Origin of the sequence: Sphingopyxis sp., assembly GCF_050725615.1 — a bacterium.
Classification (GTDB): domain Bacteria; phylum Pseudomonadota; class Alphaproteobacteria; order Sphingomonadales; family Sphingomonadaceae; genus Sphingopyxis.
The window spans coordinates 1-14,095 of sequence record NZ_JBOHHU010000022.1 but is presented as its reverse complement, the minus strand read 5'-3'; the positions used below and the strand labels follow the sequence as shown (position 1 = coordinate 14,095).

Sequence of the window (14,095 nt, the reverse complement as noted above, 5' to 3'; positions counted from 1 at the left end):
TCAATGCTCCGCCTCGCCCTTGCCGATTTCGGCCTTGAGCAGGAAAGCGCCCTTGGTCGCGATGACCGCGCCCGGTTTCACGCCGTCGACAATTTCGATGCGGCCACCGCCGCGCTGGCCGGTCACCACGGTCGTCGCCTGAAAGCCCTTCGCGGTTTTGACGAATACGACCGCGCGCCCCTCCACCGTCTGCACCGCCTCTTCGGGCAGCGCGATGAGCGTCGCCCCCGCCGCGCCCGACGGCTTGATCCGCGCGCGAAGGCCCTGACCGGGGGTCAGGCCGCCAATGCCGTCGGGCACGAGGACGATCGTCGCGGCCTTGCTGTCGGGGTCGAGACTGGGCGTCGCCGAGCGCACGACGGCGTTGACGGTCTCGCCGGCCGCCAGTTCGATCACTGCGGTATCACCCGGCCGGATGCGCCGCGCGTCGGCGGCCGGTACTGCGGCGTTGATCTGGATGCGCCGGGGGTCGGAGACCCGGAACAATTCGGTTCCCGCAAGCACATAGGCGCCGAGCTTCGCATCCGATCGGGTGATCCGCCCCGAAATCGGGCTGGTCACCGCCAGCGTGCGGCCATCGCCCGAGAGATTGGCGGCCGATGCAGCCGACCGCGCGCGCTGCGCTTCGGCCTCGGCCTCGGCAAGCGCCGCTGCGGCGGCATCCAGATCCTGCTTCGCCGTGATCCGCGCGTCGAAAAGCTTCTTCTCGCGCACATAGGTCGATCGGGCGAGCGCGAGACGCGCGGTTGCCGAACTACGCTCCGATGCGATCGCCGCCGCGTCGCGGCTTTCCATGACCGCGACCGCTTCTCCGGCACGCGCGGCGTCGCCCAGACGGCGATGGATCGCGATGATCGCGCCGTCGGCGCGCGCGGTCAGGATAGCCTCGCCCTCGGGAGTCGGGGCCACAACGCCCTGCGCCAGAATTTCGGAACCGAGGCCGCCCGCCCCGATCGTCTCGGTGACGATGCCCGCGCCTTTGGCCCGCGCTTCGTCCATCAGGATCTGCCCTTCGCCATGGCCCTCCTCTTCCTTCCCGGCGGGAGCCGCCGCGAGCGCCGCATCCGGCGGCGTCATCGACCGGCCGATCAGCACGCCCCCGCCGCCCACGGCCAGCACCGCGACCGCGACCACCGCCAGCAGGCGATTTCGATTGTCCAAGATTTGCATGATGTCTGTTCCTTATTGCGCGTTCGCGCGGCCCAGCGCGGCCAGCGCGCGGGCCCGATCGAGTTCGGCTTCGATGAGTTTGAGATGAGCGCCGGTCAGCGCGTCTTGCGCGTCGATCAGTTCGATCAGCGTGAACTTGCCCTGCTGATATCCGATCTCGGCCACCCGCGCGGCTTCGTTCGCCTGGAAAAGGCCGACCCTGGACAAGGCGGTCACGCGTTCCGTGGCGGCCGCCAGCATCCATTCGGCGTCGCGGCGCGAAACGCGCGTGTCGAGACGGGTTTGTGCCAGCCCGGCCTCGGCCGCATCGCCATCGGCCCGCGCCGCCGCGATATGGCCGCGATTGCGGTTGAACAGCGGGAGCGGGATCGAAACACCGACGATGAACGCCGTGTCGCGGCTTTCGCGGAAACTCCGCACGCCACCCGACGCCGTAACATCGGGAACGCCATCGGCTTCGGCGAGCCGGACGCGGGCGCTGCTGGCATCGCGCTCGGCGACCGCAAGGCGCTCATCGAGGCTTTGCGCGCCTGCCGGCAAGGTCGGCGGCGGTGCCATATCCTGCGGCAGCGCCGAAAGCTCCGGATCCTCGCTCCCGATCAGCGACGCCAGCCTTTGCCGGGCCGACAGCAGTTCCGCCTCGGCGCGCAGCCGTTCGGCCCCGGCTTCCGCAAACAAGGCATCGGCGCGCAGCCTGGTCAGCGGCGGATCGCGACCGACATCGACGAGCGTCTCGGCAATCCGCGCGAGTTCAGCCGCGCGGACCAGCACTTGGCGCGCCAGTATCGCGCGGTCCTCGGCAGCGCGAAGCTCAGCATGCGACACGATAATGTCATAGCTGAGATCGGCTTCGGCCTTCCGCAGCGCGATCTGCGCAAACGCGCGTTCGGCCGCAGCCACCGCCTTACGCGCCCGTCGTTTGCCGCCGAGTTCGAACGGCTGCGACACCGCAACCGTCGTCTCGGTCTGCCCGAAGGTCCGATAGGGGCCGGTGCCGCTGAAATTCTCGACCTCGGCGGAGATGGTGGGGTTCGGACGCACGCCCGCCTGCATGGCACGGCCTTCGGCCGCTTTCAGTTCGGCCTTGGCCTTGGCAATGCGGGGCGACACCTCTTGTCCGCGCGCCAATGCGTCGGACAGCGCAACAGGTTCGGCAAGCGCCGGACCGCCCGCGATGGCCAGCATCCCTGCGAACAGCAGGGTGCCCAATGATTTCAACATAAATACTCCTGATCAATGCGTGACGACGCAGGCGAAGGCCCGCGCGAAGCAAGGATCAGGCGGCGGGAGGCTGGGTCGGGGGGGCCGTCGCGTAGGACGCGAGGACCGTCGCGGGCTCACGGAAGAACAAGCCGCTCGCAACGCGCCGGTCCGGCGACGGCGAACGACCATTCAGTTCGGCACAGGCCGAACAATGATGATGATCGAGATGGAACGGCGGCGCGCTGTCCGAAGATTTTTGATCGACATCCGCCGGGACGGCAAACATGTCGCAATCGAGGTCGATGATTTCCATCATATGTCCCGCCTCGGCGCCCGCCATCGCCGGCGCCACGGCGCTGCCGAACAGCAGCGCGATCGTGAGGGCAAGGCGGACGAGGAAAGCCGACATCGCCCGCCGCCTAACAGGAACGGAACGAAGCCGCAATCGGGCCCGGCTCGCGCTTGTGATTGGCATATCGGTCAAAATCATTCCCTCTCGACCTCTATCGAGTCGGCGAACCTATGCACCCTGTAGCCCCTACAGGGTCAAGCGATCGTTGCGGGCCGCCGATGTTCGGACCGCGCCACGCCATTCTCGGCGGTTGCCGCGATCCCCCGCCCTGTGATAGTTTCACGAACAACCAAAATCATCGAGGGACGGCAACGCATCGTCCCGCCCAGCATATCATCGTCGAGGCTCAGCGGGGACTGCACGTCCGCGAGCGATACGGATCATCGGGGACATGGCATGGCGACACCGGACGATTTTTCGATTTCGCGGCGCGGGCTGCTCGCCAGCGGCGCCGCGTCGGTTGCGGCGGCGACCGTGACGTCGCCCGCAACAGCCGTCGCGGCGACCGGCAAGACTGCGGCTCCGCCGCCCACCGCGCGCGTGGCATTCGAGGTGAACGGCACGCCGCACGACCTGGAACTCGACACGCGCACCACCCTGCTCGACGCGCTGCGCGAGCATCTGCGCCTGACCGGGACCAAGAAGGGCTGCGACCATGGCCAGTGCGGCGCCTGCACCGTCATCGTCGACGGACGGCGGATCAACAGCTGCCTGTCGCTCGCCGTCCAGCACGACGGTGACAAGATCACGACGATCGAAGGGCTGGGCCTGCCCGGCACGCTGCATCCGATGCAACAGGCCTTCATCGCCCATGACGGGTATCAATGCGGTTATTGCACCCCGGGCCAGATCTGTTCGGCGGTCGCGGTGCTGGGCGAGATCGAAGCAGGCATCCCGAGCCATGTCACCGCCGACCTGACCGATGCGCCGCAGGTCACGCCGCGCGAGCTGCGCGAGCGAATGAGCGGCAATATCTGCCGCTGCGGCGCTTATTCGAACATCGTCGATGCGATCGCCGACGTCGCGGGAGTGAAGGCATGAAGAGCTTCACCTATGAGCGGGCGGCGACGCCCGCCGCCGCCACCGCCGCCTTTGCGAACACCAAGGGTGCGCGCTTTATCGCGGGTGGCACCAATTTGCTCGACCTGATGAAGCTCGAGATCGAGACACCGGCGCACCTGATCGACGTCAGCCGGCTGTCGCTCGACAAAATCGAACCGACGGCAGAAGGCGGGCTGCGGATCGGGGCGATGGTGCGCAACACCGACCTGGCCGCCGACGCGCGGGTACGGCGCGACTATGGCCTTGTTTCGCGCGCGCTGGTCGCGGGCGCATCGGGGCAATTGCGCAACAAGGCGACGACGGCGGGCAATCTGCTCCAGCGCACACGCTGCCCCTATTTCTACGACACCAACCAGCCGTGCAACAAGCGCACGCCGGGCAGCGGCTGCGCCGCGATCGGCGGCTTCAGCCGGTTGCACGCGGTCGTCGGGGCAAGCGACGCGTGCATCGCCACCCATCCCAGCGACATGGCGGTCGCAATGCAGGCCTTGGACGCGACGGTCGAGACGGTCGATGCGGCGGGTCAGACGCGCGCGATTCCGCTGGCCGATTTCTATCGCGCGCCGCTCGACACGCCGCATCTCGAAACGATGCTGGCGCCGGGCGAGCTGATCACCGCGGTGACGCTGCCCAAACCGATCGGCGGCACGCATATCTATCACAAGGTCCGCGACCGTGCCTCCTATGCCTTTGCCCTGATCTCGGTCGGCGCGGTGGTCCAGAAGGACGGCAGCGGCCGGGTCGCGCTCGGCGGAGTGGGGTACAAGCCCTGGCGCGTCGCGGCGGCCGATACCGAAATGCCGCGCGGCGCCAAGGCGGTCGCCGCAGCGCTGCTCGCCGGCGCCAGGACGAGCCACGAAAATGCGTATAAGCTGCCGCTGGTCGAGCGCACGCTCGCTGCGGTGCTGGCGCAAGCGAAGGGTTGAGCCATGAAGTTCGACACGCCCGCAACCGAAAACCCGATCGATCAATTAAGGGTCGTCGGCAAGCCGACCGATCGGATCGAAGGGACGCTGAAGACCAGCGGCACCGCCCCCTATGCCTATGAACGGCACGACGCGGCGGCAAACCAGGCCTATGGTTTCATCGTCGGCGCCGCGATCGCCAAGGGCCGGATCGCGTCGATGGACCTTGCGGCAGCGCAGGCGGCGCCGGGCGTGCTGACGATCGTCACCGCGACCAGCGCGGGTCCGCTCGTCAAGGGCGATTTCAACACCGCGCTCCTGCTCGGCGGTCCCGAGATCCAGCATTATCACCAGGCCGTCGCTCTCGTCGTCGCCGAAAGCTTCGAACAGGCGCGCGCCGCCGCGTCGCTAGTCCGCGTCGAATATGAGCGCGCCAAGGGCCAGTTCGACCTCGCCAAATCTTTGGACGGTGCGGTCAAGCCGCCGCCCTCGTTCGGCACCGAAGCCGACAGCCGCTTCGGCGATTTCGATGCGGCCTTCGCGAGCGCGCCGGTGACGCTCGACGCGCGCTACACCACGCCCGACCACAGCCATGCGATGATGGAACCGCACGCGTCGATCGCGAGCTGGGACGGCGACAGGCTGACGCTGTGGACGTCGAACCAGATGATCGACTGGTCGGTCGGCGACGTCGCGAAAACGCTGGGCATTCCGAAGGCGAATGTCCGGCTCGTGTCGCCCTATATCGGCGGCGGGTTCGGCGGCAAATTGTTCGTCCGCGCTGATGCGGTGCTCGCCGCGCTCGGCGCGAAGGTGGCGGGACGGCCGGTCAAGGTCGCGCTGCAGCGACCCCTGATCATCAACAACACCACCCACCGCCCCGCGACGATCCAGCGCGTCCGGCTGGGCGCAACGACCGACGGCAAGCTGACCGCGATCGGCCATGAAAGCTGGTCGGGCGACCTGAAGGGCGGCGGACCCGAAACTGCGGTCGGGCAGACGCGCCTGCTCTATGCCGCGCCGCACCGGATGACCGCGATGCGGCTGTCGGTCCTCGACCTGCCCGAGGGCAATGCGATGCGCGCGCCGGGCGAGGCGCCGGGGCTGATGGCGCTCGAAATCGCGATCGACGAAATGGCCGAAAAGCTGGGCATCGATCCCGTGACGCTGCGCGTCCTCAACGACACGCAGGTCGACCCCGAAAAGCCCGAACGGCCTTTCTCGCAGCGGCGGCTCAACGAATGCCTGACGCTGGGCGCCGAAAAATTCGGGTGGAAGCAGCGCAATCCCAAGCCGGGGCAGACCCGCGACGGGCGCTGGCTGGTCGGGACCGGGGTCGCTGCGGCGTTCCGCAACAACATCAACGGCAATTCGGCGGCGCGGGTGCGGCTCGAGCGTTCGGGCCGGATCGTCGTCGAAACCGACATGACCGACATCGGCACCGGCAGCTATACGATCATCGCGCAGACCGCCGCCGAAATGATGGGCGTGCCGCTCGACCAGGTCGAGGTGCGGCTGGGCGATTCGCGCTTCCCCGTCTCGGCGGGTTCGGGCGGCCAATGGGGTGCGAACAGCTCGACGGCGGGGGTCTATGCCGCCTGCGTCAAGCTGCGCACCGCGATCGCCGAGAAGCTGGGCCTCGACCCTGCCGATGCCGTCTTCGACAAGAGCGAGGTCCGCGCGGGCGGCAAGAGCGTCGCGCTCACCAAGGCGAGCGCCGACGGCGATCTCGTCGCAGAGGATATCATCGAATTCGGCGATCTTGGCGAAAAGGAACAGCAATCGACCTTTGGCGCGCATTTCGTCGAAGCGGCGGTCGACAGCTACACCGGCGAAATCCGCATCCGCCGGATGCTCGCGGTGTGCGCGGCGGGCCGCATCCTCAACCCCAAGGCGGCGCGTAGCCAGGTCATCGGCGCGATGACGATGGGCGCGGGCGCGGCGCTGATGGAGGAACTCGCGGTCGACAAACGCTTCGGCTTTTTCGTCAACCACGACCTCGCCGGCTATGAGGTGCCGGTCCACGCCGACATCCCGCATCAGGAGGTGATCTTCCTCGACGAGGTCGACCCGACGACGTCGCCGATGAAAGCGAAGGGCGTCGGCGAGCTCGGCATCTGCGGCGTCGCGGCGGCGATCGCCAATGCCGTCTATCATGCGACGGGCATTCGCGTCCGCGACTATCCGGTCACGCTCGACAAGCTGATCGACAAGCTGCCGGACATCGCATGACGCCGTCGCCTCGGCCTCAACCGGGAGGCAGGTCCGCCGGCCGATCGATATCATCCAGCTGCCCCGGCGGCGCCGGGACGAGAACGGCCGACTCCAGCAGCGCTCGGCCACCCTGGTCGCCGCTCGCCCGTTCGAGCGCCGCGAACCGCGATCGCGCGAACAGCGCCGGCGGCATCGCCACGCCATCGCGCGCCGACGCGACGACCGGCGCGCGATCGGGATCGCAGCGCGCGAGGAGCGCCGCCAGATGGTCCGCGCGCACAAAGGGCATGTCGGCGAGGCAGAGCAGCGCCGCCTGTGCCGGCCCCGGCGACAGCGCGCCGATTCCTAGCCGCAGCGATTCCGACAAGCCGCGCTCGGGATGGGGATTGGCGACGATCTCGAACCCCTCGCCCGCGAGCAGGCGCGCGAGCGCCCCGTCGCGATCGGGACAGATCGCGATACGCCGCGACGGGGCGAGTTCGACGACCCCCCGCGCCGCATGCACCGCCACCGGCAGGCCCTCGAGCGGCGACAAAAGCTTGTCCTCCGGTCCGAACCGGCGCGATCGCCCGGCGGCGAGCAGGATGGCGCCGACGGCCCGCCGATCGATCATGCCCGCCTCTCCTTCGCGCCCGCCCTGCGCCCCCTGTTCCGTAAAATGAGCGGCCTGGCAATCGGACCGGCGGATATTTTGCGTTTCGCGCTGCAGGCCGAGCACGGCGAGGAGTCCATTCTCGTCACGCTGGTCGGCATCGACGGTTCGTCGCCGCGCGCGCTCGGCGCTCAGATGATGGTGACGGGCGATGGGCGGTTTTGCGGCTCCTTCTCCGGCGGCTGCGTCGAGGCGGCGATCGTCGGCGAAGCGCTGTCGGTCCTCGAGGCGAACCAGAGCAGGGTCGTCCGCTTCGGCACCGGCTCGCCCTATGTCGACATTCGCCTGCCGTGCGGGGGCGGGATCGACCTGCTGTTCACGCCGCGGCCCGACCCCGGTCTGTTGGCGGCCCTTGTCGCATCGCTCGACGCACGCCGCCCGGCCGCCATGCAAATCGCACGCGACGGTCTGTCGCTCGGCGACCCGGCCGAAAGAGAACCGCAATGGCGCGGCGACTCCTTCCGCGTCGCCTATCGGCCGTGCCTTCGTATCATGGTCATGGGTCATGGCGACGCCCTGACCGCCACCGCACGGCTCGCGCATTTTTTTGGTGCTCAAACCCGCGCTTTCTCTCCCTCCGTCGACGATGTGGCGACATTGTCGGCGAGCGGGGTCGAAGCCTCGCTGCTGACCATGAGATCGGCGATGCCCGACCTCGTCCCGGACCCCTGGACGGCGTTCGCTTTCCTGTTCCACGACCATGATTGGGAAGAGGTGATGCTGCCCTGGGCGCTGACTAGTCCGCATCTTTTCGTGAGCGCCATCGGCGGCCAACGGAGCCGGCGCGACCGGCTGGAGATGTTGCGGGCACAGGGTCTCGACGACGCGGCGATTGGACGGCTGACCTCGCCCGCCGGCCTCATTCCCGCGACGCGCGACCCGGCGACACTGGCGCTGTCGATCGTCGCCGAGATCGTCGGCACATATCAAGAAGGCCTGTCACAAACCGCTTTGGCCACGCCCGGACGCCAGCCGATGCCGTCGCTGCTTTGACGGGTCGATCGTCGTCGAGGCCAATCTAGCGTGTTCCGCCGGACGGCGTCAGCCTGCTGACGAAAACCAGGGCATCAAAGGCCTGGCGGGGCTCGATCAAATTCACGGCCGCATAATTCACGCTGATCGATTGCTCGCGTGAGAGCCAGGCCGACGCGGCCGGATCAGGCGAGCGGATATCGATCAGGAAATGCGCGAGGCCGGTAGACGCAAGCGCGGCGTCGACGGTTCCGGATATTGCACCAGCCTCGCTCTTCCCTGCCGGCGCGCTCGTGCCCAATATCAGCAGGTCGTCGCCGAACGCCCGGCGCAAATGCAATCCCATGGCGGCGGGCGGCTGGGCATAGACCGACCAAAGGCCACCGCGCGTACGCCCATTCATCACATGCCCATTATGGGCAAAAAGCAACATGCGCCCCTTGGGACCGATGCGACCGAGGGCCCAGCGCGCATTGTCGGCCATCGCGGCATCGCGGGCCGCATCGGCGCGATAGTCGTCGGGCATCAAGGCGGCGTCGGCGCCGGGGTCTCGCGACACGTCGAAGAGGGCCTGGAGCTGCCGGGCGGCAACGATATTCTGCCGCGCCCAGTCATAATCCTCGCGCGACGATGCGCCGATCAACGCGGCGCGATGGAGATCGAAGAAGCCCAGAATATCGCCAATCCCCTGGCGCAGACGCGCACGCTCGCCTTTGCCGAGGGCGCGGTAGCCCGGCACGGAGAAGCGCGCGAGAAAAGGCGCGATCTTCCGGCGAACAGGCGCCGACTTTGCCGGCGCCGCACGCGCCAGATACGCGATCCCGTCATCGAGCGTCACCCGCGCCCGCGCCCATGCCCCATCGGCGTCGCCGCCGCTCATGTCGATGCCATAGAAGGCGATCTTGCGGACATGCCGGGCATCAAGATTATAGGCGCGGATCCATTCGAGCAGTTCGATATTTTCGGGAAAGCGCCAGAAGCCCCAGGTGAAGCCGGAACGCGCGATATCGCGAACATCGCCCTGACCGCCTGCGGCATAATCGCTCAGTCGCCGCGACTCATGGAGGCCGGATTCGAGGGCGATCGCGGTAAATCCCTGCGTCTCGACCAGATAGCGAAACAGGCAATTGCGGAGAGCGAGCGGTTCGTGCGCGCCATGCACCGGCTCGCCAAGCGCGACCAGACGCGCGCCGCCGATCCTATTCGCGATGGCGGAATAATCGGCGCCCGACGAAATCGAGGAACAAGCGGGCAAGGCGATCGCATGGTCGCGCGCCCAGCCGACAAAGGCCGCGTCGGTCGACGGTTCGGCGGCGGCCGGAACGGTCCAGAACAGGAGCGACAGCGCCAGGCCGATGCGCCGCACATCGATCATGGCAGGTCGATACGATAGAGCGAAACGCCGCTGAGAATGAGGCGCTGCGCCTTGTTTTCCCCGATCGTGTCGAACTCAAGCCATTCGGGGGCGTAGTCGGGCTCCCGGAAACGGAACCGGCCCGGGCCGTCGGCGACAAGCGGCGTCGCCAGGCTGGAATCGGCGTAGGACATCATCAGCACCGTCCCGCGCGCGAAAATGCGCACACTCGGTCCTTCTTCGCCATGCGCCGCATAGCGCCCGACGAGGGGACGAAAAGCCGGTGGTGGCGCGATCGGTCGGGGCAGGTCCTCCCGCACATAGGTCGCATCGCCTTCCGAGACCATCGTCACGGCGCCCGACGCGTCGCGGGCAAAGAGGAACGCGCGCGGGCCCGCCGGTGTCAGAAAGGCCCCCCATGCTTCGCGGCCAAGCCGCGCGAGGGCGAGGGTCTCACCGCCCGCATCGACCGACAGATCGCCCGCCGGTCCGGTTCGGAAGCCAAGGGTCCTGCCGTCTGCCCCGACGAAACGGCCCGCAAAGCTTGCCGGGTCGCGCCACAGAAGATCGGGCTGCTCTGGGGAGGACGTCCCGAAAAGACGCGCGACGATACGCCCGCGAAGCGCTTGGTCGGCGGGGCCGTTGCCGAGGATGACAAGGCCCAGACCTTGCCCGAGGTCGACCGCGAGATAGGCCTGGAAGCCCGCGATCGATCCGGTGTGAACGAGCCTGTAGCCTCCGCCGGCGATATCGAAACCATAGCCATAGTCGTCGCGAACCGGCGTCGTCATCCGCGTGAAGGCGCGGTCGGAAAGAAGCCGGGTTTTCGGGGCATTGCCGCGCGCGAGCAACATGCGCGCATAGGCGCTCATGTCGGGAGCGGTCGAGACGATCGCCCCGTCCGCCGACAGATAGTCGAACCACGGCGCCGCCACCAACCCGCCGTCGGGCGCCCGCACATAACTGTTCGCGATCCGCCCGCGCAGCCGGTCATCGATCTGCGGCGCCGTCGTCGCCATGCCGAGCGGATCGAAGATGCGCTGCTGCAGGATCAGCGGAAATGGCCGCTTGTCGATCGCCTCGGCCGCATAACCGAGCAGTTGGTATCCCGAATTGGAATACCAGAAATGCTCGCCGGGCGGATAGCGCGGTTCGAAATCCCGCAGCGCAGTGACGAGAAAGCGCATCGATGCGACATGCGAGAGATAATTGGGCAATCCCGAACCGTGCGACAACAGGGAATGTCCGGTGATCGGCGCATAGGCGCTGCGGGGACGAAAGTCGGGCAGGTAGCGCGCGATCGGCGCATCGGGGTCGAAGCGCCCTTCGTCGGCCATTTGCATCAACGCGACCACCGTGAAGGATTTGGAGATCGACCCGATCGCGAAGCGCGTGTCGGACGTCGCGGGCACGCGCCGGTCGATGTCGGCATAGCCGTGCGACGCGACAAGCAGCGTCCGGTCGCGATCGGTAATCGCAACGACGAGCGCGCTCTCACCCGCCGCACCCGCGACCATCGCGCGGATATCGGCGAGCGCCGCATCGCGCTTCGTATCGTCGCTTCCTTGCGCCACCGCCGCACCGGCGAGACCGAGCGCCAGCGCAAAGAGGAGCAGGAGGCGGATCATAGGAGGCAAGCCTCGACCAGGCGGTCGAAGGCCGGGCCACCGCGCATCGGATCGGCCACCGGGAGCCCCCAGTCGCGCGCAAGCGCCGCGATCGCCCGTTCGGCCTCGTCGGCGGACAGGCCCGCAGTATTGAGCGACACGCCGGCGCAGCGGACGGCGGGATTGGTGAGCTGCGCTTGCTGCACCGTCACCTCGATGGCGCGGCCGATCGACGGCAGCGGATAGTCGGGCAGGCCGACGATCCGATCGCGGCCATGGGCGTGGCAGAGGATCAGCACATCGGGCTGCGAGCCGTGGAGCAGTCCGAGCGAAACGCCGGCATAGGAGGGATGGAACAGCGAGCCCTGTCCCTCGATCACGTCCCAATGCGCGCGATCGGCATCGGGGCTGAGCATCTCGGCCGCGCCCGCGACAAAGTCGCTGACGACCGCGTCGATGGGAATGCCGCGCCCCGCGATCATAATGCCGGTCTGTCCCGTCGCGCGAAAATCGGCGTCGAGCCCGCGCGCCCGAAAGGCTTCGGCGAGCGCGAGCGCGGTGTATTTTTTCCCCAGCGCGCAGTCTGTGCCGACGGTCAGCAGCCGCTTGCCGCTGCGCCGCCGCCCGCTTGCGATCGGCAACCCCGGCGGCGGCGTGCGGACGTCGATCAGGCGACGACCATGGGCCTCGGCCGCCTGCCGGAGCCGCCCATTGTCCGCGAGCCGGTCGTGCGCGCCGCTGATGATGTCGAGCCCCGCTGCGAGTGCCTCGACCAGATAGGGAATCCAGCTCTCGCGGATCGCGCCGCCGATCGAGGCGGCCGAAAGGACCAGCGCCCGAGCGCCCGCCGCATAGGCCGCGCGCGGCGGCATGACCGGAAGCTCCAATGTCGCCGCCGCGCCCGCGCATTTATGCTCGGCGATGCAGAGATCCGGCGCCCAGTCGCGCAAGCCCAGCCCCGTCTTCAAGAAGGTCGTATCCGCCGCATCGCCCAAAAATAGCAGATAGGGCTTCGGCAGGTCGAGCGCCGCGAGCGGGATCGGCGACGCAGCCGACGGGCGATTGAGCAGGATGCTCATCGCTTATACTTCGAAAAGACCGGGCGGCCGGGGCTCACGCCTTCGACAAGCCGTCCGCCGTCAACCACCAGCACCCCGTTCACCATCACATAGCGAAACCCGTCCGAATAGCGCGCGGCGTCGCCATAGGTCGCGCGCGTCCCGACGGTCAGCGGATCGAACAGCACGATATCGGCGTCCATGCCCGGCTGGAGACGCCCCTTGCGCTTCATCGCGGGAACGAACGCCTCCAGCCGCCGCGCCGGCATCAGCGTGATCTTTTTCAATGCTTCGGCAAGGCCGATCGTCGCCGTCTCGCGCACATAATGGCCCAGGACGCGTGCAAAAGTGCCGGCCGAACGCGGGTGGCCGTTCGCGCCCTCGATCCGGCCGCCATCGCTCGCGATCAACACCGACGGATCCTTGAGCAGCGCGGCGATCGTCGCCTCGCTGTTCATATGCATGATGACCCCATCGTCGGCCGTCCCGGCGCGCAGCGCGTCGAAATCGGCTTGGGTCAGACGCTCGCCCGTCCGGCGCGACTGCAGGTCGCCGACCCCGACGCCCCAGCGCTGCTCCCAGCCCGGATCGAAGAAATGGCTGCGGACGGCGTCCACCGACCCACCCCAGGGATAGGTTTCGGTGGTGATATCGGCGCCGCGGCGCTGCGCGTCGTGCATCAGCATGGCCAGGAAAGGGGCGTCGCGCATCGCCATGCTGTTGATGTGCGCGACGTGCACGCAGGCGCCGGTCACAGCGGCGTTGGCGATGCTTTCCTGCACCGCTTCGAACGTGCTGTCGGGCTCGACCAGGCTGCCATAGCGGATGTGGGTGAAGAGGCAGGTCGCCGTCCGCGCCGCGATCGCGGTAACGTCCAGCATCTCGCGGCGGGAGATGCCGGGCGCATATTGGGTCCCGCTGCCGATGCCGATCGCGCCGTCGCGCACCCCCTCTTCGAGAAGCGCGGCGAGCCGTATCGAGGCCGCCTCGGACAGCGGCTCGTCCGCCTCCTTCGCCCCGAATTTCTCCATCGGATCGCGGAGCGCCGCGAGCCCCGAAGCGCCCTCGCCCTTCTGGATGAAATAGCGCGCCGCCGTGTGGCCGACGCTCGTGCCATAGTTCAAAAGCTCGTGGCCGCGCTTCGCGTCGTACCAGGCCGCAACCGGCCAGGTTCCGATCTCCAGCTCCAGCCGCGTCGTCACCCCGTCCTTCGCCTGATAGCCCGCCGCCTCGCGGGTGGTCGCGTGCGAATGGATATCGATGAAACCCGGCGCCGCGACCAGCCCGCGCGCATCGATCATGCGCCGTCCCCGCAGCGGCGCTTCGCTGACCGCGACGATCCGGTCGCCGTCGATCGCGATGTCGCGGATCGCGTCGAGCCCGGTTTCGGGGTCGATCGCCCGCGCACCGGCATAGACGATGTCGTGCATCGTCCCGGTCGGCGCCGCGCCGGCGGGAAGCTCCGCCAGCGCGACGACGGTCGCCAGCAGCAGCGCCGCCGGTCGCCCGATCATCCCGACTTTTTTCCTGTCCACCACGCCTGGCC

The 14,095-nt window shown here is 68.1% G+C and carries 12 protein-coding genes; 4 read left to right on the top strand and 8 right to left on the bottom strand.

What is annotated here, in order from left to right; translation table 11 throughout:
* Genes ACREB7_RS07085 through ACREB7_RS07075 form a run of 3 tightly spaced genes read right to left on the bottom strand, consistent with a single transcriptional unit; the run spans position 1 to position 2,863 of the window.
* On the bottom strand, positions 1-1,170 hold the full coding sequence (locus tag ACREB7_RS07085; protein ID WP_431591591.1) for an efflux RND transporter periplasmic adaptor subunit: 1,170 nt from the start codon (positions 1,168-1,170) through the stop codon (positions 1-3).
* Between the two features lie 12 nt (positions 1,171-1,182).
* Entirely contained in the window at positions 1,183-2,391 is a 1,209-nt protein-coding gene (locus ACREB7_RS07080) for a TolC family protein (RefSeq protein ID WP_431591590.1), read from the bottom strand.
* 55 nt (positions 2,392-2,446) lie between these two features.
* Positions 2,447-2,863, bottom strand: coding sequence for a hypothetical protein (locus ACREB7_RS07075; protein WP_431591589.1), 417 nt, complete (start codon positions 2,861-2,863; stop codon positions 2,447-2,449).
* 258 nt (positions 2,864-3,121) lie between these two features.
* On the opposite strand from ACREB7_RS07075, the gene paoA reads away from it, so the two are divergent.
* From paoA to paoC, 3 genes are read left to right on the top strand one after another with little or no spacing between them, the layout of a single operon-like run.
* A complete protein-coding gene (gene paoA, locus ACREB7_RS07070; RefSeq protein ID WP_431591588.1) occupies positions 3,122-3,766 on the top strand; it encodes an aldehyde dehydrogenase iron-sulfur subunit PaoA in 645 nt (214 codons plus the stop codon).
* Positions 3,763-4,713, top strand: a complete 951-nt coding sequence (locus ACREB7_RS07065; protein WP_431591587.1) for an FAD binding domain-containing protein — start codon at positions 3,763-3,765, stop codon at positions 4,711-4,713. The genes paoA and ACREB7_RS07065 overlap by 4 nt, the downstream gene beginning before the upstream one ends.
* A gap of 3 nt (positions 4,714-4,716) precedes the next feature.
* Positions 4,717-6,924, top strand: coding sequence for an aldehyde oxidoreductase molybdenum-binding subunit PaoC (gene paoC / locus ACREB7_RS07060; RefSeq protein WP_431591586.1), 2,208 nt, complete (start codon positions 4,717-4,719; stop codon positions 6,922-6,924).
* A gap of 16 nt (positions 6,925-6,940) precedes the next feature.
* On the opposite strand, the gene ACREB7_RS07055 is transcribed toward paoC, so the two are convergent.
* Positions 6,941-7,519 carry a nucleotidyltransferase family protein gene (locus ACREB7_RS07055; RefSeq protein WP_431591585.1) on the bottom strand — a complete coding sequence of 193 codons (579 nt, stop codon included), beginning with the start codon at positions 7,517-7,519 and terminating at the stop codon, positions 6,941-6,943.
* Between the two features lie 78 nt (positions 7,520-7,597).
* On the opposite strand from ACREB7_RS07055, the gene ACREB7_RS07050 reads away from it, so the two are divergent.
* Positions 7,598-8,551 carry an XdhC family protein gene (locus ACREB7_RS07050; protein WP_431591584.1) on the top strand — a complete coding sequence of 318 codons (954 nt, stop codon included), beginning with the start codon at positions 7,598-7,600 and terminating at the stop codon, positions 8,549-8,551.
* Positions 8,552-8,576: 25 nt separating this feature from the next.
* Here ACREB7_RS07050 and ACREB7_RS07045 read toward each other — a convergent pair whose 3' ends face one another.
* From ACREB7_RS07045 to ACREB7_RS07030, 4 genes are all read right to left on the bottom strand, one after another.
* A complete protein-coding gene (locus tag ACREB7_RS07045; protein WP_431591583.1) occupies positions 8,577-9,905 on the bottom strand; it encodes an erythromycin esterase family protein in 1,329 nt (442 codons plus the stop codon).
* Complete coding sequence (locus ACREB7_RS07040) at positions 9,902-11,512, bottom strand: serine hydrolase domain-containing protein (protein ID WP_431591582.1); 1,611 nt, start codon at positions 11,510-11,512, stop codon at positions 9,902-9,904. Before ACREB7_RS07040 ends, ACREB7_RS07045 begins: the two co-directional genes overlap by 4 nt.
* Complete coding sequence (locus ACREB7_RS07035; RefSeq protein ID WP_431591581.1) at positions 11,509-12,570, bottom strand: DUF1611 domain-containing protein; 1,062 nt, start codon at positions 12,568-12,570, stop codon at positions 11,509-11,511. Before ACREB7_RS07035 ends, ACREB7_RS07040 begins: the two co-directional genes overlap by 4 nt.
* A partial coding sequence (locus tag ACREB7_RS07030; protein WP_431591580.1) for an amidohydrolase family protein occupies positions 12,567-14,095 on the bottom strand: 1,529 nt, incomplete at its 5' end. The genes ACREB7_RS07030 and ACREB7_RS07035, both read right to left, overlap by 4 nt.